12 protein-coding genes and 1 pseudogene are annotated in these 23,701 nt (G+C 69.9%); 7 read left to right on the top strand and 6 right to left on the bottom strand.

Going from position 1 to position 23,701, the window contains the following annotated elements; genetic code table 11:
• Nucleotides 1-21: 21 nt before the first annotated feature.
• A complete protein-coding gene (locus OG871_RS30175; RefSeq protein ID WP_371501149.1) occupies nucleotides 22-2,349 on the top strand; it encodes a bifunctional polysaccharide deacetylase/glycosyltransferase family 2 protein in 2,328 nt (775 codons plus the stop codon).
• Nucleotides 2,350-2,424: 75 nt separating this feature from the next.
• Here OG871_RS30175 and OG871_RS30170 read toward each other — a convergent pair whose 3' ends face one another.
• Both OG871_RS30170 and snpA read right to left on the bottom strand, forming a co-directional pair.
• Nucleotides 2,425-3,312 (bottom strand): S41 family peptidase, encoded by an 888-nt coding sequence (locus tag OG871_RS30170; RefSeq protein WP_371501148.1) that lies wholly within the window; start codon nucleotides 3,310-3,312, stop codon nucleotides 2,425-2,427.
• Between the two features lie 74 nt (nucleotides 3,313-3,386).
• Nucleotides 3,387-4,034: a snapalysin gene (gene snpA, locus OG871_RS30165; protein ID WP_371501147.1), complete on the bottom strand. Its 648-nt coding sequence runs from the start codon at nucleotides 4,032-4,034 to the stop codon at nucleotides 3,387-3,389.
• 210 nt (nucleotides 4,035-4,244) lie between these two features.
• Here snpA and OG871_RS30160 point away from each other — a divergent pair, with 210 nt between their 5' ends.
• On the top strand, nucleotides 4,245-5,249 hold the full coding sequence (locus OG871_RS30160; RefSeq protein ID WP_371501146.1) for a LysR family transcriptional regulator: 1,005 nt from the start codon (nucleotides 4,245-4,247) through the stop codon (nucleotides 5,247-5,249).
• Between the two features lie 66 nt (nucleotides 5,250-5,315).
• On the opposite strand, the gene OG871_RS30155 is transcribed toward OG871_RS30160, so the two are convergent.
• Nucleotides 5,316-5,750: a winged helix-turn-helix transcriptional regulator gene (locus OG871_RS30155; RefSeq protein ID WP_371501145.1), complete on the bottom strand. Its 435-nt coding sequence runs from the start codon at nucleotides 5,748-5,750 to the stop codon at nucleotides 5,316-5,318.
• A gap of 85 nt (nucleotides 5,751-5,835) precedes the next feature.
• Between OG871_RS30155 and OG871_RS30150 the strand changes: the two genes are divergently transcribed.
• The 3 genes from OG871_RS30150 (at nucleotide 5,836) to OG871_RS30140 (ending at nucleotide 9,462) form a co-directional block, all read left to right on the top strand.
• The gene (locus tag OG871_RS30150) at nucleotides 5,836-6,660 is read left to right on the top strand and encodes an NAD(P)H-binding protein (protein ID WP_371501144.1); all 825 of its coding nucleotides are present in this window, start codon (nucleotides 5,836-5,838) and stop codon (nucleotides 6,658-6,660) included.
• A 292-nt stretch (nucleotides 6,661-6,952) separates the two neighbouring features.
• The gene (locus tag OG871_RS30145) at nucleotides 6,953-8,566 is read left to right on the top strand and encodes an alpha/beta hydrolase (protein WP_371501143.1); all 1,614 of its coding nucleotides are present in this window, start codon (nucleotides 6,953-6,955) and stop codon (nucleotides 8,564-8,566) included.
• Between the two features lie 170 nt (nucleotides 8,567-8,736).
• Nucleotides 8,737-9,462, top strand: coding sequence for a VOC family protein (locus OG871_RS30140; RefSeq protein WP_371501142.1), 726 nt, complete (start codon nucleotides 8,737-8,739; stop codon nucleotides 9,460-9,462).
• Nucleotides 9,463-10,024: 562 nt separating this feature from the next.
• On the opposite strand, the gene OG871_RS30135 is transcribed toward OG871_RS30140, so the two are convergent.
• Nucleotides 10,025-10,504, bottom strand: a complete 480-nt coding sequence (locus OG871_RS30135; protein WP_371501141.1) for a hypothetical protein — start codon at nucleotides 10,502-10,504, stop codon at nucleotides 10,025-10,027.
• 615 nt (nucleotides 10,505-11,119) lie between these two features.
• Between OG871_RS30135 and OG871_RS30130 the strand changes: the two are divergent.
• Nucleotides 11,120-11,264: pseudogene (locus OG871_RS30130) on the top strand (IS30 family transposase); the annotation flags it as partial.
• Nucleotides 11,265-11,504: 240 nt separating this feature from the next.
• On the opposite strand, the gene OG871_RS30125 reads toward OG871_RS30130, so the two are convergent.
• Nucleotides 11,505-12,146 carry a hypothetical protein gene (locus OG871_RS30125; RefSeq protein ID WP_371501140.1) on the bottom strand — a complete coding sequence of 214 codons (642 nt, stop codon included), beginning with the start codon at nucleotides 12,144-12,146 and terminating at the stop codon, nucleotides 11,505-11,507.
• A gap of 417 nt (nucleotides 12,147-12,563) precedes the next feature.
• Nucleotides 12,564-19,025 carry an RHS repeat domain-containing protein gene (locus tag OG871_RS30120; RefSeq protein ID WP_371501139.1) on the bottom strand — a complete coding sequence of 2,154 codons (6,462 nt, stop codon included), beginning with the start codon at nucleotides 19,023-19,025 and terminating at the stop codon, nucleotides 12,564-12,566.
• Nucleotides 19,026-19,896: 871 nt separating this feature from the next.
• Here OG871_RS30120 and OG871_RS30115 point away from each other — a divergent pair.
• Entirely contained in the window at nucleotides 19,897-23,670 is a 3,774-nt protein-coding gene (locus OG871_RS30115; RefSeq protein ID WP_371501138.1) for a LamG-like jellyroll fold domain-containing protein, read from the top strand.
• The last annotated feature ends 31 nt before the right edge of the window (nucleotides 23,671-23,701 follow it).

Genomic DNA, 23,701 nt, shown 5'->3' with positions numbered 1-23,701 from the left:
AGCAGGCAGGAAGCACCTCCGTTGTCGAAGAACCGCCGCCGCGCGCCAGGTCGCCACAGCTCGGCGCGCACCGTCCCGTTGCGCACGCACTGGCTGCTGCTCACCACCCTCGTCCTGACCCTGTCCGCCGCGCTGCTGCTCCAGGGCTACACCCGGCACATGTTCGACGGCACCGCCGACGGCGCCCGGACGGCCGGGGGCCCGGCGCTCACGGTGCCGTCGCAGGTCACGTCCGGCGGTCCGGTGATCGAGGGCGCCGCCGGCCGGACCGCCGGGCCCTCGCCCAGGACGGTCGCGCTGACCTTCGACGACGGGCCGGACCCGGTCTGGACCCCGAAAATCCTCGACGTCCTTCGCGCCAACGACGTGCACGCCACCTTCTTCACCGTGGGCACGCAGGTCTCCGAGCACCCCGAGCTGGCTCGGCGGATCGTCGCGGAGGGCCACCAGATCGGCGTCCACACCTTCACCCACACCGACCTCGGCGCGGCGGCCGCCTGGCGACGCTCCCTGGAGCTGCGGGAGAGCCAGCTCGCCCTGGCGGGCGCGGCCGGTGTCACCACCTCGCTGCTGCGACCGCCGTACTCCTCGACCAGCGACGCCCTCACCGACCGTGACTGGGACGCCGTCGTCCAGGCCGGACAGGAGGGCTACCTCACCGTCCTCACCACCCTGGACAGCGAGGACTGGCGCCGGCCCGGCGTCGACAGCATCGTCGCGAACGCCACCCCGCAGAACACCGACGGCCAGATCGTGCTGATGCACGACGCCGGCGGTGACCGCGCGCAGACGGTCGCCGCCCTGGAGCAGCTGATCCCCCGGCTCAAGGCCGCGGGCTTCAGCTTCACCACGGTCAGTGCCGCCGTGCGGCTCCCCGACCCGGTCAGGCCGTCCGCGGCCGCGGACCACTGGCAGGGCCTCGCCCTCGTCACGGCGCTGCGCGCCAGTGACGAGGTCCTCGCCGTGCTGTCCTGGCTGCTGTGGGCGGCCGGCGCCGTGAGCGTGCTGCGGGCCGTCGCGGTGCTGGTCGCCGCCCGCCGGCACGTCCGCATGCGCCGCCGGCCGTGGGGCGCGCCGGTGACCGAACCGGTCAGCGTCATCGTCCCCGCCTACAACGAGAGTGCGGGTATCGAGGCGGCGGTGCGCTCGCTGCTGGCCTCCGACCACCCGGTCGAGATCATCGTGGTGGACGACGGATCCACCGACGGGACCGCCGACATCGTCGAGGCGCTGCGGCTGCCGGGCGTCCGGGTGATCCGGCAGCAGAACGCGGGCAAGCCCGCCGCCCTCAACACCGGTATCGCGGCGGCCTCCCACGAGCTGCTGGTGATGGTCGACGGTGACACGGTGTTCGAGACCGATGCGGTCCGCATGATCGTCCAGCCGTTCGCCAACCGCAGGGTCGGCGCGGTCTCCGGCAACGCCAAGGTGGTCAACCGCGGCGGTCTGCTCGGGCGGTGGCAGCACATCGAGTACGTGGTCGGCTTCAACCTCGACCGCCGTCTGTTCGACCTCGCCGAGTGCATGCCCACCGTCCCGGGCGCGGTCGGCGCCTTCCGCCGCGGCGCGCTGCTGCGGGTCGGCGGCGTCAGCGACACCACCCTGGCCGAGGACACCGACCTGACCATGGCGCTGTGCCGGGACGGCTGGCGCGTCGTCTACGAGGAGCGGGCGAAGGCCTGGACGGAGGCCCCGGCCTCGCTCGGCGCGCTGTGGAAGCAGCGCTACCGCTGGTGCTACGGCACCCTGCAGGCCATGTGGAAGCACCGCGGCGCCCTGGTGCAGCGGGGGCAGGCCGGGAAGCTCGGCCGGCGCGGACTGCTCTACCTGCTGACCTTCCAGGTCCTGCTCCCGCTGCTGGCCCCGGTCGTGGACGTCTTCGCGGTCTACGGCCTGGTCTTCCTGGACCCAGTCCGCATCCTCGGCCTGTGGAGTGCGTTCCTTCTGCTCCAGGTGCTCATGGGCGTCTACGCGTTCCGGCTGGACGGGGAACGGACCGGTCCGCTCTGGAGCCTGCCGCTGCAGCAGTTCGTCTACCGGCAGCTGATGTACCTGGTGGTGGTCCAGTCGGTGTTCACCGCCGTCGCGGGATCACGCCTGCGCTGGCAGCGGATGGAGCGCTACGGCAGCCTGCCGGTCGCGCGCGAGAGCGCGCCAGCGGGTCCGGCCACCCGGCCGGTCCCGGCCGGGCTCGAACTGGCCGAGTCCTGGATCGAGGAGGCCCAGGCCGCCGCCTCGGCCACACCGGGCGGCGGCCTGCGCACCGGGCCGGGCGGCGCCTCGCCGTGGGCCGCCGCCCAGGGTCACGGCCCGGGCTCCGAACCGCCGGCGCGGCGTCGTCGGGGCTGACGACGGCGGGGTGCCGCACGTACCCGGTGCCGGGTACGCGTACCGGGTGCCGGGTGCCGGGAGCCGGGAGCCGGCCTAGCGGGCCCGGGCGAGGTGGGCGAGCGCCGCGTCGAGGGCGGTGTCGGCGGGGACGGCGATCTCCGGGACGACTCCGACGCCCTCCCAGTTGGTGCCGGTCACCGGGTTGATCGAGCGGGAGGTCGGCACGGTGACGGAGATGTGCGGGGTGACGGGGTACCAGTCGGTGGGGTGGGCACCGCCCTTGGTGGTCTCCCCCACCAGGGTGGCCCGGCGCTGGGCCTGGAGGTTGTACGCGATCTCCTCGCCGCCCGAGAAGGTGGTGGCGCTGGTCAGCACGTACACCGGACGGTCGAGGTAGCGCGGGGCGGGCAGGTGGGTGGAGGTCCAGAACTGCTGGGTGCGCCCGCTGCGGCGGTCGTAGATGTCGTTGAGGTGCACCGAGCCGTCGGCGAAGAAGTAGCTGCACCAGAGCGCGACGCCCTCCGGCGAGCCGCCCCGGCAGTTGCGCAGGTCGAGGACGAACGCCTCGGTGTGGGTGAGGAGTTGCATGGCTGCGGCGAAGATCTCGGCGGCGACGGCGGGGGTGGCGACCAGCCGCAGGTCGAGGTAGCCGATGTTGCCGTCGAGGCGCTCGACCCGGCGGACGCCGTAGTTCTCCGCACGGCACATCTCGGTGAAGCGGGCCTCGTCGAGCTCCGCGGTGTCGCCCTCGACCGGCTGCGGCTCGTCGTCCCAGAGCAGGCGCAGGTGCTTGTCGGGACAGACCTCCTGCAGGTGGCCGGTGACCGCGGCACACAGGTCGGCGCCGGCCAGGCCTTCGTACTCCCCGGCGGCGAGGCGGCGGCGGATCGCGGCGTCGACCTCGGCTGCACGGTCGGGGAACACATAACCGGCGGTGATCCGGCCGAGTGCGTCCTCAAGAATGGCGTGATGGGTTGTCATACGACCGGATGGTAGTGCGAAGGCCCGGCCCCGTCAGATCAATTCGGGGCCGGGCCTCAGCGGGCGAGGAGCGGTCAGCGCGCCGCGTCGACGGCCGCCAGGCCGTTCGCCCAGAGCGAGTTGACCCGGTTCTTCTCGGTGGAGTTCGGGTAGGCGTTGGTGCAGGACGTGCCGGGGCCGCCACCGGACATCAGCTCGCTGCACGGACCGGAGTAGTGGTCCGGGAGGCCGAGCACGTGGCCGGTCTCGTGCGCGACCACGCGCAGCGAGGCGTACTGCTGGTTCTGCCGGTAGTCGAGGAAGACGTAGCCCCGGCCGTGGCCGTCGGTGCTCGCGTACGAGCCGCGCGAGTCGTTGCCCTCGTAGTACCGGAAGTCGGCGTTGGTGCCGCTGCGGAGCTGCACGTTGCGCACGGAGCCGTTCCAGATCGACGCGCTGCTGGCGATCGTGTTGCGGAACGTGGGCGCGCTGCTGGCGTCGTAGGTCACGTAGACGACCTTGACGAAGGGGTTGGCCGCCTGCTTGGCCAGCGCGGACTTCATCACGGCGTCGTAGAACGCCTTGTTGTTCGCCGCCTCCTCGGACGAACCGGCGTACGAGGACGCCACGTAGCCCTGCTGGGGAGCAGAGTCGACGGTCGCCGCGGACGCGGGCACGGCGGCGATGCCGGCCGCCAGGGCCAGGCCGACGGCAGCCGTGAGCGAAAGAACGGAACGCTTCATGTGGGGGTACTCCATTCGCGAGTCCCAGGGCAGTTGGGGGTGCCGTGGAACACCGGATGAACTGGTGATGCACAGAGCTTCGGCCAGACCGGGGAGCCTGCGGAGGATGTCAACCGGCGATAGCCCGCCGCAATGCCCCTACTCGCCATGTGCGTTCCAATATCTGACATGGCCCTGGCAAAGAAATGTCCGCTTCGTTATGCTCCGGCTGTGGAGCTCGACGTGAGACACCTGCGCGTGCTGTGCGCCATCGCGGACACCGGCAGCGTGCGCAAGGCGGCGCAGCAGCTCGGCATGACCCAACCCGCCCTCTCCACCCAGCTGCACCGCATCGAACGGACCATCGGCGGACGGCTGTTCCACCGGCACCAGACCGGCAGCCACCCCACCGCCCTCGGCCACTCGGTGCTCTCCCGCGCCCGGCCGATCATCACCGAGATGGCCACCCTGGTCGCCGCCGCCCGCGAGGAGGCCGCCGGCGCCGAACAGCGCCGGCTGCGGCTCGGCAGCGTCGGCAGCCGCGCCGTACCGGCCTGGCTGCGCAAGGTCCACGACCGGCTCCCCGACACGGACACCACGATCCACGTCGACATCTCCGCCATCGCCCTGCTGCGCATGATCGCCACCGACCAGCTCGACATCGCCTTCGTCCACGAGAGCGAGGGCTTCCCGCTGCGCGTGCCGTCCGACGCCGGACACCGCGTCCTGATGGCCCGCGAACCGCAGTTCGTCGCCCTGTCGGCCCGTCACCCGGCCGCCGCCCAGCCGGTGGTACGGCTCACCGACCTCGCCGACGACACCTGGATGGTGGACCCGACCGCCGACCACGAGTACGCGGCGATGCGGCGCGTCTTCAGCGTGGCCGGCCTCGACCCCCGGGTGCTGCAGGTCCGCGACAACGCCACCGCCGCCGAACTGGTCGCCTCCGGCGAGGCCGTCCGCCCCTGCCAGCCGACCTCCGTCGCCGGGCCGGGCACGGTCGTCCGCCCGGTCCAGGGCGACCCGCTCGGCGTCCGGCTGCTACTCACCTGGCGGTCACGGGCCCTCAGCGCACCGGCTCTGGACGCCCTGTTCGGCGACCTGCGCGCCGCCTACCTCGACCTGGCCCGGGTCAACCCCACCTACGTCGCCTGGCTGCTGCGGCACAACCGCTCGCTGCCGCACCTGCTGGACCCCGCGCAGGCCCGGCCGGTGGCGGCCCGGTTCCCGCCGTAGCGCCGGCACGACGCCGGCGTGATGCCGGCGTGATGCCGGCGCAACGCACGCCGCGGCACGGGCCGTTCAGCGGATCCCGGAGTCGGGGTGCTCGGCGTCCCACTCCCGGCGAGCCCGCGCGATCGGGTCGCGGTGCGCCGCGGACCAGTCCGCGAGGGCCTTCACCAGATGCGTCAGGCTGTGGCCCATCTCCGTCAGCCGGTACTCGACCTGCGGTGGGACCGTCGGGTACACCGTGCGGGCGACCAGTCCGTCCCGCTCCAGCCGGCGCACCGTGAGCGTCAGCATCCGCTGCGAGATGCCCGGGACGGCGCGCTGCAGCTGCCGGAACCGACGTATGCCCTGGGCCAGTTCGACCACCACCAGGACCGACCACTTGTCCCCGATCCGGTCGAGCACCTCGCGGATCCCGCAGTCCTCGTGCTCGTCCCCGCACCTGACGACGGGTCCGGCGGACGGTACGACGGGTTCGACGGTTACCTCCGTGTGCCCCACCGACATCGAAGTGCCTCCTTACGCGCCCCGGTACGAAACCGCAGGATGGTGACGGTTACCGAACAGAACCTACCCGAACAGGGAGACCCCGATGATCCTGGTCACCGGCGCCGCAGGCGACCTGGGCACGCTCGTCGCCGAGCGGTTGGCCGACCGCGACGACACCGCCTTCGGAACGCGCGACCCCCGGCAGGCGCCGGCCCCGTCCCCCGCCCGCCGCATCGACTTCGACGACCCCGACACCCTCGCCCGGGGCTTCGAAAGGGTGGACGTACTGCTGATGATCTCCGCGGGCCACGGCGAGGACGACACCGTCATCGCCCGGCACGGCGCCGCCGTCGACGCCGCGGAGAAGGCGGGCGTGGGCCACGTCGTCTACACCAGCCTGACCGCCGCCGGCGACCACCTCCCCTACGCCCTGCCCCACCGCTGGACCGAGCGCCGGCTGCGGGCGAGCACCCTGGAGTGGACGATCCTGCGCAACGGCCTGTACGCGGAGCTGCTGGGCCAGATCGCGGCGCCCTCCGCGGACGGGCGGATCACAGCCCCCCTCGGCGACGGACGGCTGGCCGCCGTCGCCCGCGCGGATCTCGCCGACGCCGCGGTCCGCGTGGCCCTGGAAGCCCCCGCCCACGCCGGACGCAGCTACGAACTCGTCGGTGAACAGGCCGTCGGCGGCGCCGACCTGGCCCGGGCGCACGGGCCCCGGTTCACCTACCGGCCGGAGACGCTCGCCCGGGCCCGCGCACGCATCGCCGGCTTCGGCGTCGAGCCGTTCCAGGTGCCGATGCTGGTCGGCACCTGCTCCGCCATCGCCGCCGGATTCATGGACCGCACCGGTGGCGACCTGCGCCGACTGCTGGGCCGCGCACCCCGTTCCCCGCTGGCGGCGGCCGTCGGCCGGCCCGCCTGGTAGGTCCGGGCCGCGGGTCCGGGCCGTCGGGGCTGGGCCGTCGGGCCGGGCCGTCGGGCGGGGGCCGAAGTGATACGGCCGAGGCACCGAAAGATCCGTTCGTGGGCGCGGTACTTCGCTGTCGAGCGGCGGCTTCTCCTGGTCGTATGAGGCTGTGCGTGCCGTCCGGGGGGCCGGCGCCCGGACCCGGACCGGCGGCGCCGTGACGGGTACTCAGGTACCGCCTCCGACGGGTGGGTGCGGCCCCGCGGGCGCCGCCCGCGCACCTCTGCCCTCGGCTCGAACAGGAATCACCGTGACATCTCCGCGTCCCACCCGCCCCCGCCTGCTCCTGGCGTCACTCGCCGCCGGCGCGCTTCTGCTCGCCACCGGCTGCGACGACCCGTCCGCAGCGTCCACGGACCACGCCACGGCCGCCACCACCCTGTCGGGCAGGCCCGCCGGAGCGGACGACCCGGCGCTCGCGTCCTTCTACGGCCAGCAGATCACCTGGAGCGCCTGCCCGGCCGACCCGAACGCCGGCGACGCCGACCCCACGGGGATGCAGTGCGGCAAGCTGCACGTCCCGCTCGACTACACCAAGCCCGCCGCCGACGCCCTCGACCTCGCCCTGATCAGGCTGCCCGCCGCGCAGTCCGGTCAGCGGGTCGGCTCCCTCGTCGTCAACCCCGGCGGGCCCGGCGCCTCCGGCGTCGACATGGTCCGGTCCGGCGCGAAGCGGTTCGGCGGGGCCCTGCACGACCGCCTCGACGTGGTCGGCTTCGACCCGCGCGGCACGGGCGCCAGCTCCCCGGTGCTGTGCCTGGACGACAAGCAGCGCGACGACCTGTCCCAGCAGGACCGCCCCCTCGACCCGGCGAAGCGCAAGGCGGCGGTCGAGGCGACCGACCGGGCCATCTCCGCCGCCTGCCAGGCGAAGTCCGGCCGGATCCTCCCGTTCGTCGGCACCCGCAACACCGCCCGGGACCTCGACGTCCTGCGGCAGGCCCTCGGCGACCCGAAGCTCAACTACCTCGGCATCTCCTACGGCACCTACCTCGGCGCCCTGTACGCCGAGGAGTTCCCCGGGAAGACCGGGCGGCTGGTCCTGGACGGCGCGGTCGACCCCGCCGCCGACCAGCTGGACTTCGCGATCGGCTCGGTCATCGGCATGGAGTCCTCGTTCCGGCGCTTCGCCGAGGACTGCGTCCGCACCCACGCCGCCGAATGCCCGCTCGGCACCGACCCGGCCGCCGCCCCGCAGAAGCTGGCGGACTACCTCGAAGGCCTCCACGACCACCCGCTGGACACCCCGGACGGCCGCCGGCTCAACAGCGACCTGGGCTGGACCGGCACGAGCGCCTTCCTCTACGGCAGCGAGAAGACGGCCTGGCCGAGGCTGCGCGAGGCCCTGACCGCGGCCATCACCCAGCACCGTGGCGACCTGCTGCTCGCCGCGGCCGACAGCTACAACGGCCGGGACGAGCAGGGTCACTACGACCCGATGGACGCCGCGAACCGCGCGATCAAGTGCGCCGACGGCGGCGCCGCCACCCCGTCCCCCGAGAAGCTGAAGCAGCAGGTCGCCAGGCTCGACGCCGAGGCCCCGCTGGTCGCCAAGGGCACCACCCCGGAGGAACTGCTCACCTCCACCTGCGCGAACTGGCCGTTCAAGTCCCCGGAGAAGCCCCACACCGTCCGCGCCGAGGGCAGCGCCCCGATCCTCGTGGTCGGCACCACCGGCGACCCGGCCACCCCGTACGCCGCCGCCGAGAGCCTCGCCAAGGGCTTCGCCAACGCCACCCTGCTCACCCGCGAGGGCGAGGGCCACGGCGCCTTCGGCAAGGGCAACGCCTGCATCGACGCGGCCCTGACGGCCTACCTGGTCTCGGGCACCGTGCCGGCGGCGGGCACCCGCTGCGCGGGGTAGCGCGGATCGCCGCGCCGGCTGCCGAACGGCCCGGGCAGGCCGTCCGCCTGCCCGGGCTCCCCCGCGGCGAAAACCCGGATGCGGGTGCCGCACAGCCGCTCTAGGCTGCGCTCGCTCGCGCGAGCGAGCAAGGCGCCGGATCGACCGGCGGCGGAACGGAGATGCACGGGATGACCAGTCAGCTGTCCGCGATCTGCTTCAACTCGCCTTCGCCGTCGGCCCTGGCGCGGTTCTGGGCCGCCCTCCTGGGCTGGGAGGTGGCCGACGCCGCTCACGACAGCGCGGCGATCCTGCCTCCCGGCCCCGCCGGGTTCCGCATCCGCTTCCTGCCGAGCCAGGAGCCGAAGACCGGCCAGAACCGGGCCCACTTCGACCTGACGAGCACCTCCCCGGAGGACCAGCGGCAGACGGTGGCCCGGGCCCTGGAACTCGGCGGGACCCACATCGACGTGGGCCAACTCCCGGAAGAGGGGCACGTGGTGCTCGCCGATCCGGACGGCAACGAGTTCTGCGTCATCGAGGCCGGCAACAAGTTCCTCGCCGACACCGGCTTCATCGGAGCGCTGGCCTGCGACGGCACCCAGGAGGTCGGCTACTTCTGGAGCGAGGCGCTGCGGTGGCCGCTGGTCTGGGACCAGGACCAGGAGACCGCGATCCAGTCGCCGAACGGCGGTACGAAGATCACGTGGGGCGGCCCTCCGGTGGCACCGAAGACCGGCCCGAACAGGCTCTTCTTCGAACTGGCGCTCCCCGCCGACGCCGACTGGGTAGCGGAACTCGACCGCCTGGTCTCGCTCGGCGCGACGCGCAGCGACGTCGGCGGCGACGACGACAGCGGCCGGGCGCTGATGCTCGACCCCGACGGCAACGAGTTCTCGGTACGGCGGCACCGGTAGCGCCACCCGAGCTGAGTAGCAATCAGGGCCTGTCAAACGTCCAGGAGTTTCCGTACTCGCCCAGCCAGAGGGTGTGCTTCCCGCCCGTCGCGTGGCTCGACAGTGCGAGGTGACACGTCTTGGGCTGCGCGAAGCTGATCCACACCTGGTGTCCGGCATCCGTCTCGTAGCCGGCTTCCCAGGTACCGTCCCTCACCTCCCACAGGTCGTCCGTCGCCGGGGATTGCTCGGATTCACGGCAGGCGGCGGCCGGTATCGCCGACGGGCCGAGCCGGCCACCCTCCAGCAGGGCCAACCTGGCCCCGGTCGTCCCCTCGGCCGTCCACTGTCCGACCGGACTCGGGTGCGGGGCGGTGCTCGCGCAGGACCGGAGCACGAAGAGGGCGGAGTACGCAAGCACGAACCCCAACAGGAGGCCGGAATGGCCAACTGGGTGGACCTTGTCATACCAGGACGCTAGCAGCGCCGGCCGAAGTCGAGGTCGAGGTCGAGGTCGTGCAGCATCCGGTCTCGGGCGCCACGCCACCGGCATCCGCAGCAACTCGACCGCCACCGCGGCGGTTCAGTCGATTCCCAGCGGACCGACGCCCAGGTCCTGGCGCATGAGTTCGCGCATCCGCGCCATGGCCGCGCGGCGGGCGGCGATCAGGGGGGCGTCCGTCGGGGAGCCGACCGGCGCTCCGGCAGCGTAGGCGTCGCGGAGGTGGCGCAGGGAGTGGAAGGCCTCATTGGCGGCCGCCACCACAGCGGGTGGACCGACCAGCCACAGGCGTTCGCTCGCGGTGTAGAGGCCAGTGGCGCGGAACACCTCGCGGACGGCGGTGCCCCGCGCCGCGTCGGATAGATGGTCACCGAGGGCCACCGCCCGGATCTCCTCACCCGCCGTCTTGAGGGCGGAGACGTACGCGGTGTACACCTCGCGCCGCACCTCCAGGGTGTGCCGCGCCTCCTCGCGGCGCCAACGGTTGCGGTCGGCGAAGAGGGTGGCGGCGATGCCGATCGCGGCGCCGGCCAGTGTGGAGAGCAGGGGCATCCAGTCCATGCCGTGCAGCCTGACCCAAGCGGCGGCGCCACGCCAGGAGTTGGCTCAACTCCGCGCCTCGGCGGCGCGCAGGTAGGCGGTGGTGAGGTTGCGCAAACGGGCTCGGCCGAAGGACGGCCCGGGCGAGGCAGCCAGGCGTGTGGCCCGGAAGGTGACGGCCCACCAGAGTCCCGCCGCCGTGGTCGATGCGGCAAATGCCCGGGGCATAGCCGGGGTGCGGAGCGGAGTCGGAAGCGCGGTGCCGCAGGGCGTGCCGACGCACGCGGCGCGAGCGCCGGATTCCCGGCGATGTGTCTGGAAGACGACCTGGCATGCCACACCCGAACCCCCTGAACCATCTACAAGACAAGGGAGCCCTCGATCGGACGGCCAGGCGCCCCTATCGGACCTCAGCTGCGGACTCGCGCAAACGCTTCATTCCAGGGCGATCCGTATTGACGCACAAGACATAATCGCCCCCCTTCTTACCGAACTCCAGGAATTCTTTACAGGACCTCTCCCCGTTGATTCACTGAAGAGATCGACATATATTCCATCCCCTGCGGAATCAGAGCTTCCGACCATTCAGGTTCCGGAATGCCGTCGCGCATCATCGAGGGTGGCCTTTCCGGGTACCTGGTCCGGTCGCTGACCTGGAGCCGGGGCGCGGCGATGGCCGCGCCCCGCTCGTTCATGTCGCCGCTGGCGTCCCAGTCTACTTCTGCACCCCGGCAGCCTCCGGCAGCGCGGCTCCAACGAGAACGGCCTGCTGCGGCAGATTTCCGAAGGGAGCCAGCCCGTCCGTCCACGGTCCCGAGCACCTGGCCGGCGTCGCCGCCAAACTCAACGGGCGCCCCGCAAAACGCTCGGCTGGGAAACCCCAACCCCAGCCGAGCGCACATAAATTTATCACAGCCTGATCAAGTTGCATCGGCCCTAGAAACCGCCTTGTTTCGACGGGACTTCTCAACTCGGGAGATTTCTCGCGCCGTAATCGTTATGCCAATCGACCGAGTTGACGTCAGATCAGCTCCTCATAATGATCGATAGCATACTTGATGTGGCTCGGAATTGCATCAAGTCCATGCGCAGTGAAGCCGCGCGACATTAGGGAGCCGAATGATATTCCGATCTCAAGGCCGGTAACATCTGCAAGTTCTTCATCTCTTGCTGCGCCCATCAGCGCGTTAAACGCCCTGACATCTACCCAGTTTGCGAGATCGACGATCGCCTCACAGCGAAAGTGAAGGTCTTGCTCGGGATCCCGAAGGATTTTTGAGAGAATTTCTGCACGCCAGTCCCATTCGAGTTCATCCAGGCCAGCGAGGGAGTTTACGAACTGCGCCGGAGGGCAGTACTGGTGATCCTCGATGTAGTGGGTAATCATCATTGGCGCGGCGAATACTTCTCCACCTTGGGCGTAGTATCTATATTCACCATTTCCCGTGAATTCGTGACCATCCGGGCAGAACTCGCAAAGATGCATGCCAAGCGTGAGTGATCCGAGGCGGCGCGAGGAAGTTTTCACTCTGGTCAACGATGTAGCAGTGGATGGGTCTGATCCGAGCCGTTGAATCCCGTGCTCGCGCCCCAGCCAGCCGATCGAAAGCATTGGGATCGGAAATTCCGAGTACTCGTATGGAGCGAGGTCGAGGTACTCCACTGATTCTCCTTGGGGCTCGGTGTTAAGGGTTCGTGAGTCAGAAGGGGGCGGGGCCATTGTAACGTGCTGACTGGGCGTTGGCGTCGGAGTTTCGTTAATTTCGAGACTTCGCCACCGGGTCGATGAGCGGATCATCTCGGAATCTAGCGGTCTCGGCCTCCAGTGTCGTCTATTCGAGGCCACCAAAAAGGTGTTCTCCTCAGTGCTGGAATCGATTGACGGTCGCGAAGACCTCCGAGCGTGAACCGAAGGGAGACAGTCACTCTGCCGTCCCTGGCATCGGAGGTCTTCGCTGCGATCTGATGACTGCCATCGTCGGAGGTGCTGTCCGCGTTTCCAGCCGCCGAGGAGGCTCTCATTTGCAGCCAACAAAGCAACTAGCCTGTGCAGACTCCGCAGTGGAAATTATCCGAACGTCTAGGGTTGTAGCTTTTCAACTTTTCGACATGCAGCCCAATGGCAATCGCCTGAAGCCTTCTTCAATAGTTCACTCAGGAGCGTGGGCTCGTCGACTACCTCGGTTCCAATGCGGTATTGAAAACGCTTCCCAAGAGGGTGCAGGGTATAGTCGGGCACCTCGTCGCCTGGAAAGAATATCTCGTCAGGCTTCTTCAGGTGGCCATTTTGTCCAGATATTGTAAGGCCCTTTGCCTGAATTAGTACCTTTCCGTGGTCCGTATAGAAGCTGAGGGATTTGATATGGTCCGGTATGATCGTGGTGCCGTTCCGTTCATTCCAAGTCCCATGCCCGTGGAATACTTTGTTGCCATCCGGCCTGTATGGGCCGAAGCTAAACGGGATTGCGCCGCCGGACTTCCCGACTCCCGACAGGGGACGTAGTGCCTTTGAAATCCCAGCGGCGGCGTTCTTGAATCCGCTGGCTAGATTCCGAACCCCCTGGAGCATTCCCTTTATTGCCTTGAGGGATCGAAATCCGTACTTGGCCAGTGCGGCGATGCCGACTGCGGCGAATGCTGCTCCTGTCGTGTCGTTTGCGACGTGGTAGGCATCCGATTCGGTGTCAACCCCCAGGCCCTTGACTATTTTGTCGTATTTATGTCCCACGGCGTCGTGGTCGCAGGTCTGGCCTGCGGGGAGGTGAATGCAGCCGGTGGGTGTGTCAATGACCGCTCGGCCGATGCCTGCGAGTGCGTCGCCGAAGCTTCCGCTGAGTTCGACCCCCTGGCTGTACGGGCATTTGTAGCCGTACCAGTGACGCTCGCAGGTATTTCCCAGGGTGGGTGTCGAGCCACCGCTCGTGAGACCGCTGGGGTCGCTGAGGTTGACAGGATTGTTGTTGCTGTAGGCGTAGCCGTTCCATTGCTGGGGGTCACCGGGGTCGAGGATGGGGTCGGGGTTGAGGAAGCGTCCGGTGGTGGGTTGGTATTGGCGGGCGCCGAGGTTGGTGAGTTCGGTGGTGTCGTCCTTGGTGCCTCCGATGAAGCCCTTGTCGCCAGCCCAGGTGCCGGGTGCGGGCTGCGTGCCGCGGGGGTTGCCGAAGGGGTCTGTGGGGCGGCGGGTTTCGGCGAGGGTGGTGGCGTCGAGGGCGAGGCCCGCGGTGCCGTGGTGGTCGTTGACCTGGTAGGTCGACTTCCCCCCTTGGCGGACGAAGGTGAGGCCGGCGGGGATCTGGTAGGTGCGGGTGCCGGTGAGGGTCTTGGTGGTGGTGTCGTAGGTGAGTTCGTCGCCGCCGAGGTTGATGGTGGTCTTGCCGGGGTTGCGGCGGATGAGTTGGTTGCCGTCGGCGTCGTAGAGGTACGTGGTGGTTCCGGTAGTGCCGGTCTTGGTGTAAGAGGCGAGTTTGTCCTCGCCGTCCCAGGTGAGGGTGGCGGTGCCGGAGGTGTCGGTGACGGCGGTGGTGTTGCCCATCGCGTCGTACTGGGCGCTGGCGCCGGTGGTTCCGGTGGGGCCGGTGGTGGTGGAGCTGGTCAGGGCGTGGGGGCCGCCGGTGCCGCCGCCGGTGTTGGGGGCGTTGGTGGGAGTGTTCTTGCTTCCCGCTGTCGGGAAGGTCTGGGTGGTGGTGGTGTCCTTGGTGGTGTCGCCGCCGGTGTCGTGCTGGACGAGTGACGTGCGGTTGCCGGTGGGGTCGTAGGTGTAGGTCTGCCAGTAGGGGGCGGGGCCGCCGACGGTGGTCTTCTTCGGGGCCTGGGCGCCGCTGGTGGGGCTGGTGTTGGCGCAGGTGCCGCGGCCGCCGACGGCGGGCTGGGCGGTCATGGTCAGGGCGCCGGTGTCGCTCCAGGCGTCGGTGAGGCGGCCGAGGTGGTCGTAGCCGAAGCACTGGAGGTCGGTGTTGGCGGGTGTGTTGTTGGGGATGTCGCGGATCGCGGTGAGGCGTCCGGAGGGGTCGTAGGCGTAGGTGGTCTGCTGGACGGTGCCGGTGGCGGCGGTCTGCTTGTCGACGTACTGGGAGAGCTGGCGGCCGGTGGAATCGTCGTAGGTATTGGTGACGACGATCTGGGTGCCCCACGGGTTGGCGGTGGAGCGGATCGGCCGGCCGAAGGCGTCGTAGTCGTTGGAGAGGGAGTAGGTCGATCCGCCGAGCGCCCCGAAGCCCTGGAGTGTTCCGTACTTCTCGTAGCTGTAGAGGACGATCTCGGAGGCGATGTCGCCGATGGCGGAGCGGCTGTCCTTGACGAGCAGGCCGGTGTTCTGGTCGTAGTTCGTCTGGTAGGTATAGGTGAACGGGCTGGCGGAGCCCACCTCAACACCGGGGATGGTAAGGGTGGCCTTGGTGGGGTGGTAGGAGGTGTCGTAGGCGAGGACCGCGCTGGTGTAGGCGGTGCCGCTCGCTCCGCCGACGTAGCGGGTGGAGGTGGAGGGCTGGCCCTTGACGACGGTGTCGTAGGTCGCGGCGGTCAGCTGCTTGGCCGGGTCGACCACGGTGCCCGTGTATGTGGCGGTGGTGCGGCCTAGGAGGTCGAAGGCGCGGGTGATGCTCTGCCCGCGGGCGTCGGTGGTAGTGGCCGGCCGACCGGCGGTGTCGTAGGCAGTGGTGCTGGTCCCGGTGTCGGGGTCGGTCGCGGTGGTCTGGCGGCCGCGCAGGTCGTAGCCGTAGGTCCAGCTGTTGCCGGCCGCGTCAGTGCGCGAGGCGGACTGTCCGGACGGGGTGTAGGCGTAGGACGTGACGTCGGCGTCGGCGGGATTGCCGGTGGCGGTGGCGGTCCTGTACTGCCACAGCTGGGTGGTGCGGCCGCGCGCGTCGGTAACCGCGCTGGTCGGGATCGTGCCAGCGGGCTGGGTGACGTCGGTGCGGTCGATGCCGGGGTAGGCGGTGGTCGTGCTGGTCTGCACGACGCCGTAGGCGACGAACTCGCCGGTCACAGGTCGGCCGAGGCCGTCGTAGACGGTGTGCGTCTGGGCGGGGACCTGGTTGGTGGTGGTCTGGAAGAGGGTGGTGCCAGGTCCGGCGGCGTTGTTGAACCAGGAGTCGTTGCTCCTGGTGACGCGGCCCTGGGAGTCGTAGGCGGTGTCGGTGATGATCCGCCCGGGCTGGTACGCCGAGGTCGCGGGGGCGGACTGTGTCTGGATGGTCCGGCCGAGGCCGTCCATGATCTGGACCGCCGGCAGGGTGGCGTAGTTGCCGCCCGCGTCCGGCACACCGACGAGGGACGTCGCCGTCGTTGTGGGGGGTACTGCGTTGTTGTTGACGACACCGGGGACGGTGTACGCGAACGCCTTGTTCGCGGGCTTGCCGGTGTCACGTCCCGGGAGCCAGACACCGGCCAGGCGGCCAAGCGCGTCATAGGTCTCGGTGGTGGACCTGCCGTTGTAGTCGGTACTGATTTTCGGAAGACCGCGGGCGGTGTCGAACACGGTCGAGGCGACCCGGCCAGTGGCTGCGTCGACCGCGCCAGCAGGTGCTGGTGTTGTCACGGTCACGGTGCCGGGCAGCTCACCGGGTTTGGCAGGCGAGAACGTGACCGTCGTCGCGGCGCCGGCCGGGTGGGCGGGATCGGTGGAGGAAGGATCGGTGGAGGTGAGAACCCGGCCGTAACTGTCGAAGGTCTGCGTACTCTCGGCGGCGAACGCCGGTGTGGCACCGCCGAAGTGGTCGATCGTGTCGGCGGAAGTAGGCTCGGCCTTGGCCGCGGCCTGCCCGAGCGGAAGCCCGTCGTAGTACTGGCGCGACCAGGAGACAAGGTTGGCCGTGGACGGGGTCGCGGTGCAGGCTCCCGGTCCGCTGACGCCGATGGTCTCTGCCACCAGACCTGAGACCTGTGGGTCGGGCCCGGAGGCGTAGCTTGTGCGGACGCAGGCGTCGGGAAGGCCGTCGGCCGTGTCGAGGGTGGACAGCACGCGGTTGGCGTGGGCAGGGTCGCGAGTAGTGGTCGTGCCCGTGGTCCGCCAGGAGCCGTCGGCCTTGAGGGCCTTCGAGAGCGAAATCGCCGTGCTGGGCGCGTAGCGGGCGATCAGGGCCGGCAGGCCCGGCCGGGTGTGGGTGGCGGTGACGGTGGTGTCCGTACCGGTTGCGACGCTGTAGGCAGTGATGGTGCCGTCGGCCTGGGTATAGGTGTCGGTCTCCAGCCTCTGACCGGAGAGCCAGTCGGAGTCCGTGACTGTACCGCTCTTGGCGCCGGAGATCTGGACGCTGCGGGTGCCGGAGGTGGTGGCATCGCCGTCCATGCCCTGGTGGAACGTCGAGGTGCTCTGGGCCTTGGGGCCGTCCTGGCCGCTACCGGACACCGTGGTGACGGTGGCGTAGCCGCGGAACTGGTCCCAGGTACGGTCCTTGGTCTCGGTGAAGGGGGAGTCGTTGCGGTGCCAGGCGGCCTTGCCATAGCTGTACGCGGTGGCCATCGGCACTGCGCCCGGGGTGTTCGGGTTCACGGTGACGGTGGCGACGGGGTAGCGCTGGAACCAGTCGTCGATGGGGTCGGCGCCCGGCTGCTCCGTGGTGGGGTGCCACTTGACGTTGTAGCAGGACCGGGTGTCGGTGTCGGCCGAGTTGGGCATGTCGGCGCGGTCGCGGGAGCAGTCGGCGCTCTTGTAGTCGACGCCGATGGTGGCGCCGGTCTCGGTGGTGATGAGCTGGATGCGGGGCCGGTTGTACGCGGGCCGGGAGGGCACGAGGTTGGTGCCGTCGACCCGGTTCGGCAGGAGCATCTCGGTGAACGTGACCGGAGGCAGGGCGATCGGTGTGGCGGACGCCTGGGTGTCCTTGCCGGTGTGAGTGACCGAGCCGAGCCAGGGAACCTGGGTGTTCTCGGTGGTGTTCTGGACGTTGACGAACCGGTGGCCGAGCTCGTACAGGTCGACGTCCTGCCACGCGCCGTTGGTGCGGACCCGGGTGGTGACGGAGGTCAGCCACTTGGTGGTCCAGAACGACGGGCCGTAGTTGGTGCAGGTGCCGCTCTGGCCGCAGTCCTGGTCGAGGGGGACGTCGGGCCAGTCACCCGCGTGGGCGCTGGTGCGCTGGGCGGGGTCGCAGGCGGCGGGGGAGGTGACGCAGCGTTCGTCGGACTTGAACTCGATCTGCGCGGCGCTCTGCCAGGTGCCGTTCGCGCTGATCTGGTCGCTCAGCAGCTGGCCGTAGTTGACGGCTTTGAGAACACCGCCGCGGGTGTACGAGTGCATCTCGCCGGAACCGTGGCTCTGGCCGCCGCCCATGGCGTACCAGTTGGCCTCCGGGTTGTACGTGTAGGTGGTGAGGTTGCCGTGCGGATCGACGACGTAGTCGAGGTTCCACCGCCAGGCGCTCTGGCACCACGAGGTTTTGCCCTTGGCGCTGTCGTAGCAGGGATCGCCTGCGCTCGGGGAGTAGACGGGGACGGTCCATGCGGAGCCACTGTCCGAGCCCGCTGTGCTCGGGCTGCCGTCGGCCTTCGGAAGGTGGTTCAGCCCGAAGTAGTAGACCGTGCCGTCGGTGCCAGTGACCTTGATGTAAGAGCCGTTCCAGGTGCCGTTCGTGGCGCCGGTCATGAACTGGATCTTCGTGCCGTCGTCCACCCTCAGTCGCCAGGTGCAGTCCGACTGCTCGGTGGTTCCGGGGGCGTTCTGCTGGCAGGACGCGTCGTCCGGGACGAGTTCGCCGGAGTGACCGCTGAGGGAGATGGTGGCGTTCGCGCCGCCCCAGCAAAGGTCGCCGGAGCCGGCTATGCCCGCCTTCGAGCACGGCTTGTACGAACGCTCGACGAAGCCCGCACTGTAGTCCCAGCCGTCACCGATCCACGACGCCTGGGCGTTGGTCGAGGACGTCTTGCCATCTACCGACGCCGAGTTGTAAGAGAGCGCGACCGCAGGCACCGATCCGCCAAGGGAAGGCGGGGCCTGGATGGGGTAGGAGTAGTCGAACGCTCCCGACGGGCTTCCCGCCTCCCAGGCCTGGGAGGGGTTCAGCGGCGTCGCGGCGTAGGTGCCGGCTCCGCCGGACGACCCGGAGACCGCGGCGAGGACCATCGCCCCGCCGGAGGCGCCGGCCGCAGCGGGTGCCGCGGCCGACAGGGACTGGATGCTCGTGCGCGGCGTGGTGTCCGTGCCGGGCAGGGTCACGTCGGCGACGAGCTTCCTGGAGGCGGCGTCGTAGTGCGAGGCCACGGGCGTGCGCTCCAGGCAGCCCTTCACCTCAGGGCTCGTCAAGGAGCAGGCCGGGAGCGCTACCAGCTGTGCGCGCGCCGCCCAGTCCGCGCCGAATCGGCCGCCGAGACGGTCGGCGTTGATCGCGACCCGCACAGGACGGGCCTCCGTCTTTCCACCACGGGCCAGAGTGACCGCGAGACCGGCGACGCCTGCCGCAGCCGCCGTCTTCTCGTCGGCGACCTCGACCTGCACCGTCTGCCCCGGCACGTCTCCGGCGCCGGGCAGCGGCGCCAGCGACACCGGCAGGGACCCGGCGACCGCCTCCGCACCGGAGGTCGGTGCGCCGGTCGACGGCGCCTGCAAGCCCTGAGCCTTCGCGGCCCCGGCCGCTGCGCCGAGATCCACGTCGGCACGGCCGTGAGGTGCGGCCGCGGGCTTGGCGTCCTTCGGGGGTGTCCAGGTAGGCGGAACGTCGTGTGTGGGCTTGGCGACCGGGACGGCGGGCGCCTTTTGGCCCTTCACCGACGCCGTCTTGCCCACCGGTGTGTTCGGCGGCGTCCAGATCTTCGAGTAGTCCGGCCCCGCCGCCGCGGCGGCGGCCGTGGGAACGAGCAGAGAACCGGCGAGAGCGGCTGCGGTGACCACCGCGAGCCGTCGCCGGAGCCAGGACGCCTGCGAGCGTTCTGGCTGATGGTCAGCACTCCGTAGGAGTAGCACAAAACCTCCATGAATCGTCCGGTGCGCCAGCCGGAGAAAAACTCGGCGCAAAGCCCCGAACCTACCGGCGGAAAAAGACCGCTGGTCAATGCCCGGAGGACTCCGGGCCGCGTGATCCATCTCACTTGCCATCACAAAACGGTCCGATCTGACACGTTTTCGGACAGTGGCCCGGCAACCCGTTTGCCCGCTGGGTGCCGTGCGCGAAAAAGTGGCGCTGACCTGCGTCTTCGCACCGCACTGGCTGTCGCTAGCCCAAGGAAGTCCCACTTTGAAAAAAACGCGTTTCCCACGGGGATCCTCGCCCCGGGTGCTGGCGGCCGCCGCGGCACTGGCCATATCGGCATCACTTTCCGCAGTGCCCACAGCACGGGCTGACACCACTTCAGCGGGCCTTTCCCGCGCACAGGTCCAGGCCGCCGACGCCGAGCATGCGAAGCTGCGGCCGCCAGCCGGTGAGGCCGACGCGGCGCTCGCGCAGGCGAAGGCGACGGGAAAGCCTGTCCCGGTTCCGTCGTTGACGACGGAGTTCGCCGAGACCTCGGCGACGCCCGAGGGACATCTGGCGCTCGCTCAGCACCCGGAGCAGCAGCGGGTCAGGCGTGGCGGGTCCTGGGTCTCCCTCGACGCCACGCTTGTCGCGAACACCGACGGGACGTTCTCGCCGAAGGCTTCGGCGGCTGCTCTGGTGCTGTCGAAGGGCGGCAACGGCCCGTTGGCGACGATGACGAGCCCGGACGGGAAGAAGCTGGCGTTGAGCGCGCCGTTCGCGCTGCCTGCGCCGAGGGTGGAGGGCGACAGCCTGGTCTACGCGGCGGTCGCCCCCGACACCGACCTTGAGGTCACCGCGACCAAGGCCGGCGGGGTGACCACCGTCGTGGTCCTCAAGACCCAGGCCGCCGCTGACAATCCGGCGATCCGCAACCTGCACTTCGCGACGACGACCGACGGCGTCACCGTCGGCTCGGACGCGGCGGGCAACCTGACCGCGAAGACCGCGGACGGTTCGATGCGCTGGATCGCGACCACCCCGCAGATGTGGGACAGCACCACCACCTCGACGCCGTCGGCTCCTGGTGCACCGGCCTCCATGACCATGGCGGCGTCTAGGAGTGCCCAGTCCCGAGCCGCTCTGGAAGCCCCCGCCGAGGATCCGGCGGACGGCAAGGGATCGGTGGTCAGCACGTCGGACGGGCCCGGTGCGGGGGCGAAGGTCACCGTGATGCCGGTCACGGCGGACGCCAAGGGCGTCGATCTGAAGCCCGACCAGGAGCTGCTGGCCCACGGCACCGCCCCGTACTTCATCGACCCGGCGTGGATCCCGTGGGCCCCGTCGGCGAACGCCTGGACCCAGGTCCAGTCCGCCTACCCCGGCACCTCCTACTGGGACATGAACGGCAGCGGCGAGACCAGCTACCCCGGCGTCGGCCGGTGCGGCTACTACGCGGCCGGCGGCAGCTGCTCGCCCGCCTCCACGTACCGCACCTTCTACCAGTTCGACCTCGGCGGCCTGCGCGGCGCCGTCGTCCACCGGGCGTACATGGACCTGCAGGAGTACGTCTCCGCGGACTGGTCCTGCACCACCAAGTACCCCGTCGACCTCTATCACGTCGGCGCGATCAGCGGCTCCACCACCTGGAACAACCAGCCCGGTCAGATCGGCGGATCCCTCGGCCAGAGCCTGGTCCCCGGCTCGGGCCACGGCGCCTGCCACGACAACGTCGGTTTCAACTACGACATCACCGGCACCGTCCAGCAGTACGGCACCAACACCGACACCCTCACGTTCGGTGTGTACGGCAACGAGAGCAACGTCAACGCGTTCAAGCGCCTGACTCGCCAGCCCTCCCTGTGGATCGAGTACGACCGCTACCCGAACACCCCGGCGAACCCGAAGGTCCTGCCCGAGCCGACAACCGTCGGCGGTGGGGCGAACCAGGCCTGCGGCGTCGACGACTCCACCACCTGGGCCTGGCTCGGCGCGGGCACCGACCAGAATGGCGCAACCACCCTCAACGCCACTGTCACCAGCCCCGTGCAGGCGCAGCTGTACGCCTGGTCCCACATGTGGGACTACAACCTTCCCGGCGTCCCCGACGTCGCGGCCGGCAACTCGCCCGACGTCGCCAGCGGAAGCAACGCCCCCTTCACCGTCCCCGCCGGGGTCATCAAGGACGGCCACGCCTACGGCTTCAGCATCCTCGCCAGCGACCACTACCTGAGCTCCAGCTCCACCCCGACCTGCCACTTCAAGGCGGACCTCACCCCGCCCACCGTCACCTTCCCGACCACGGTGAGCGACCCGAATACGCAGTTCCCGCCCTCCGGCAACGGCCAGACGACCACGCTGACGGCAGGCAACGACGGCGGCATCCCGTTCACCGCCGCCGACAACCCCGGTACAGGGGCGCCCAGCGCCTCCGGGCTCGCCTGCCTGCGCTGGTCCTGGGAGCCTCAGTTCAGCATTCCCCTCTCCAACCCCGGTGACGGCTGGCGCTGCGGCCCCACGATCCCTTCGGGCCAGCTCACCGTGAAGCCGGGCCACTGGGGCACCAACATCCTCTACATCCAGGCCAAGGACCAGGCCGGAAACCTCTCGCCCGTCGCCCAGTACGCCTTCTACGCACCCTGGGACCCCAACGCGCCCGCCCCGCGCTTCGGCGACGTCACCGGCGACAGCGTCCCCGACATCCTCACCTACGACGGGGCCGGAAACCTGCGCGCCTACACAGTCCCGGGAAACCCCAACGCCGCTGCGCCGATCATGACCATGGCTGCCGACGCCCACCACTCCCCGGACGCAACCCTTACTCAGGGTGACCCGTGGGACAGTCGTTTCCAGATCACCCACCGCGGCAGCTTGCGCGACGGCGTGAACGTCGACGACGTCATCGTGCACAAGAAGGACGCCGCCGGACTGCAGGCCTACAGGAACCCTGGCAGCCTGGCTGTCCCGGGTGCCCTCGACGTCTTCATCCTGCTCGCCAAGCCCGCCTGCGCGGTCTCCGCCGCCAACCCCGACTGCACTGGCTACGCCGCCGACTGGTCGACCACCACCAGCATCGCCGCCGTCGGCGACCCGGTCAGCACCACCAAGCAGTCGCCCAACCGCACCGGCCTGCTCACCGTCGAGGCCACTCCCGCCGGTGACGGCGCCCTCTGGTTCTACCCGTCCATGGCGGACAACACCTTCGGGTCCCCGATCAGGCTCGCCGCCGTCGGATGGAAGAACCACGACCTCATCCCGGTCGGCGACTGGGTCGGCGACCCGGCCGGCCAGAGCCACCCCGGCCTGTGGGCGCGCAACCGCGATACCGGCGACGTCAAGGCCTGCACCTTCACCACCGGCACAGCCTCGACCGACGTCATCGACCCCGACTTCGGGGAGGTCACCACCGTGACCTACCCCGCCATCACCGCCATCGCCGCCACCACCACGATCAAAACCGGCATCACCGCCACCACCTGGGACCGCATCGGCTCCGACGGCGACCTCACCGGCAACGGCAACCCCACCCTGTGGGGCATCACCGCCAGCGGTGACATCCAGATCTGGACCGGCCACCGCACCGGCACCACCGACGCCCCCGGGTACACCTTCGACTCCGGCCCCACCACCGTCCTGAACACCAAGGCGACCCCGGACCGGTGGCTCCTGAACAAGGCCACCTACACCTACGCCAACTCCACGGCTGCCGACACCGCGGGCACCAACCCCGCGACCTCGACCGGCACCGTCACCTGGACCACCGACCACAAGAACACCGCCGACGCTGCGACCAACCTCAACGGCACCTACTTCAAGACCGCCGCCCCCACGGTGGACACCAGCGGCAGCTACACGGTCGCCGCCTGGGTCAAGGCCGGCTCGATCACACCCGGCCAGTACCAGACGTTCGTCACCCAGAACGGCAGCGAACGCGGCGCCTACTACCTCCAGTACTCCGACGCCTACAAGGCCTGGACCTTCGTGGCCCCCGGTGACGACCACCTGTGGACCGGCTCCTACTACGCCGCACACGCCACCGGCGCACCGCAGACCGGCGTCTGGACGCACCTGGTCGGCACCTTCGACGCCACCACCCACACCATGACGCTGTACGTCAACGGCCAGTACGCCGGCTCCGGCACCAACCCCACCCCCTGGAACGCCACCGGCCCCACCACCATCGGCATCGCCGACACCACCACCTACGACCCCGACAGCGCCGCCAGCGGAGCCGTCAGCGACGTCCGCACCTACCCCTACGCCCTCACCGCCCAGCAGGTGACCACCCTCTACACCAGCTGACGCGCCTGACAGCGACAAGGGCCGGCAGTGG

The sequence above is a fragment of the Kitasatospora sp. NBC_00374 genome (assembly GCF_041434935.1).
In the GTDB taxonomy this organism is placed as follows: domain Bacteria; phylum Actinomycetota; class Actinomycetes; order Streptomycetales; family Streptomycetaceae; genus Kitasatospora.
Note: the sequence above shows the minus strand (reverse complement) of the source record. Positions and strands in the feature narration are given on the sequence as shown.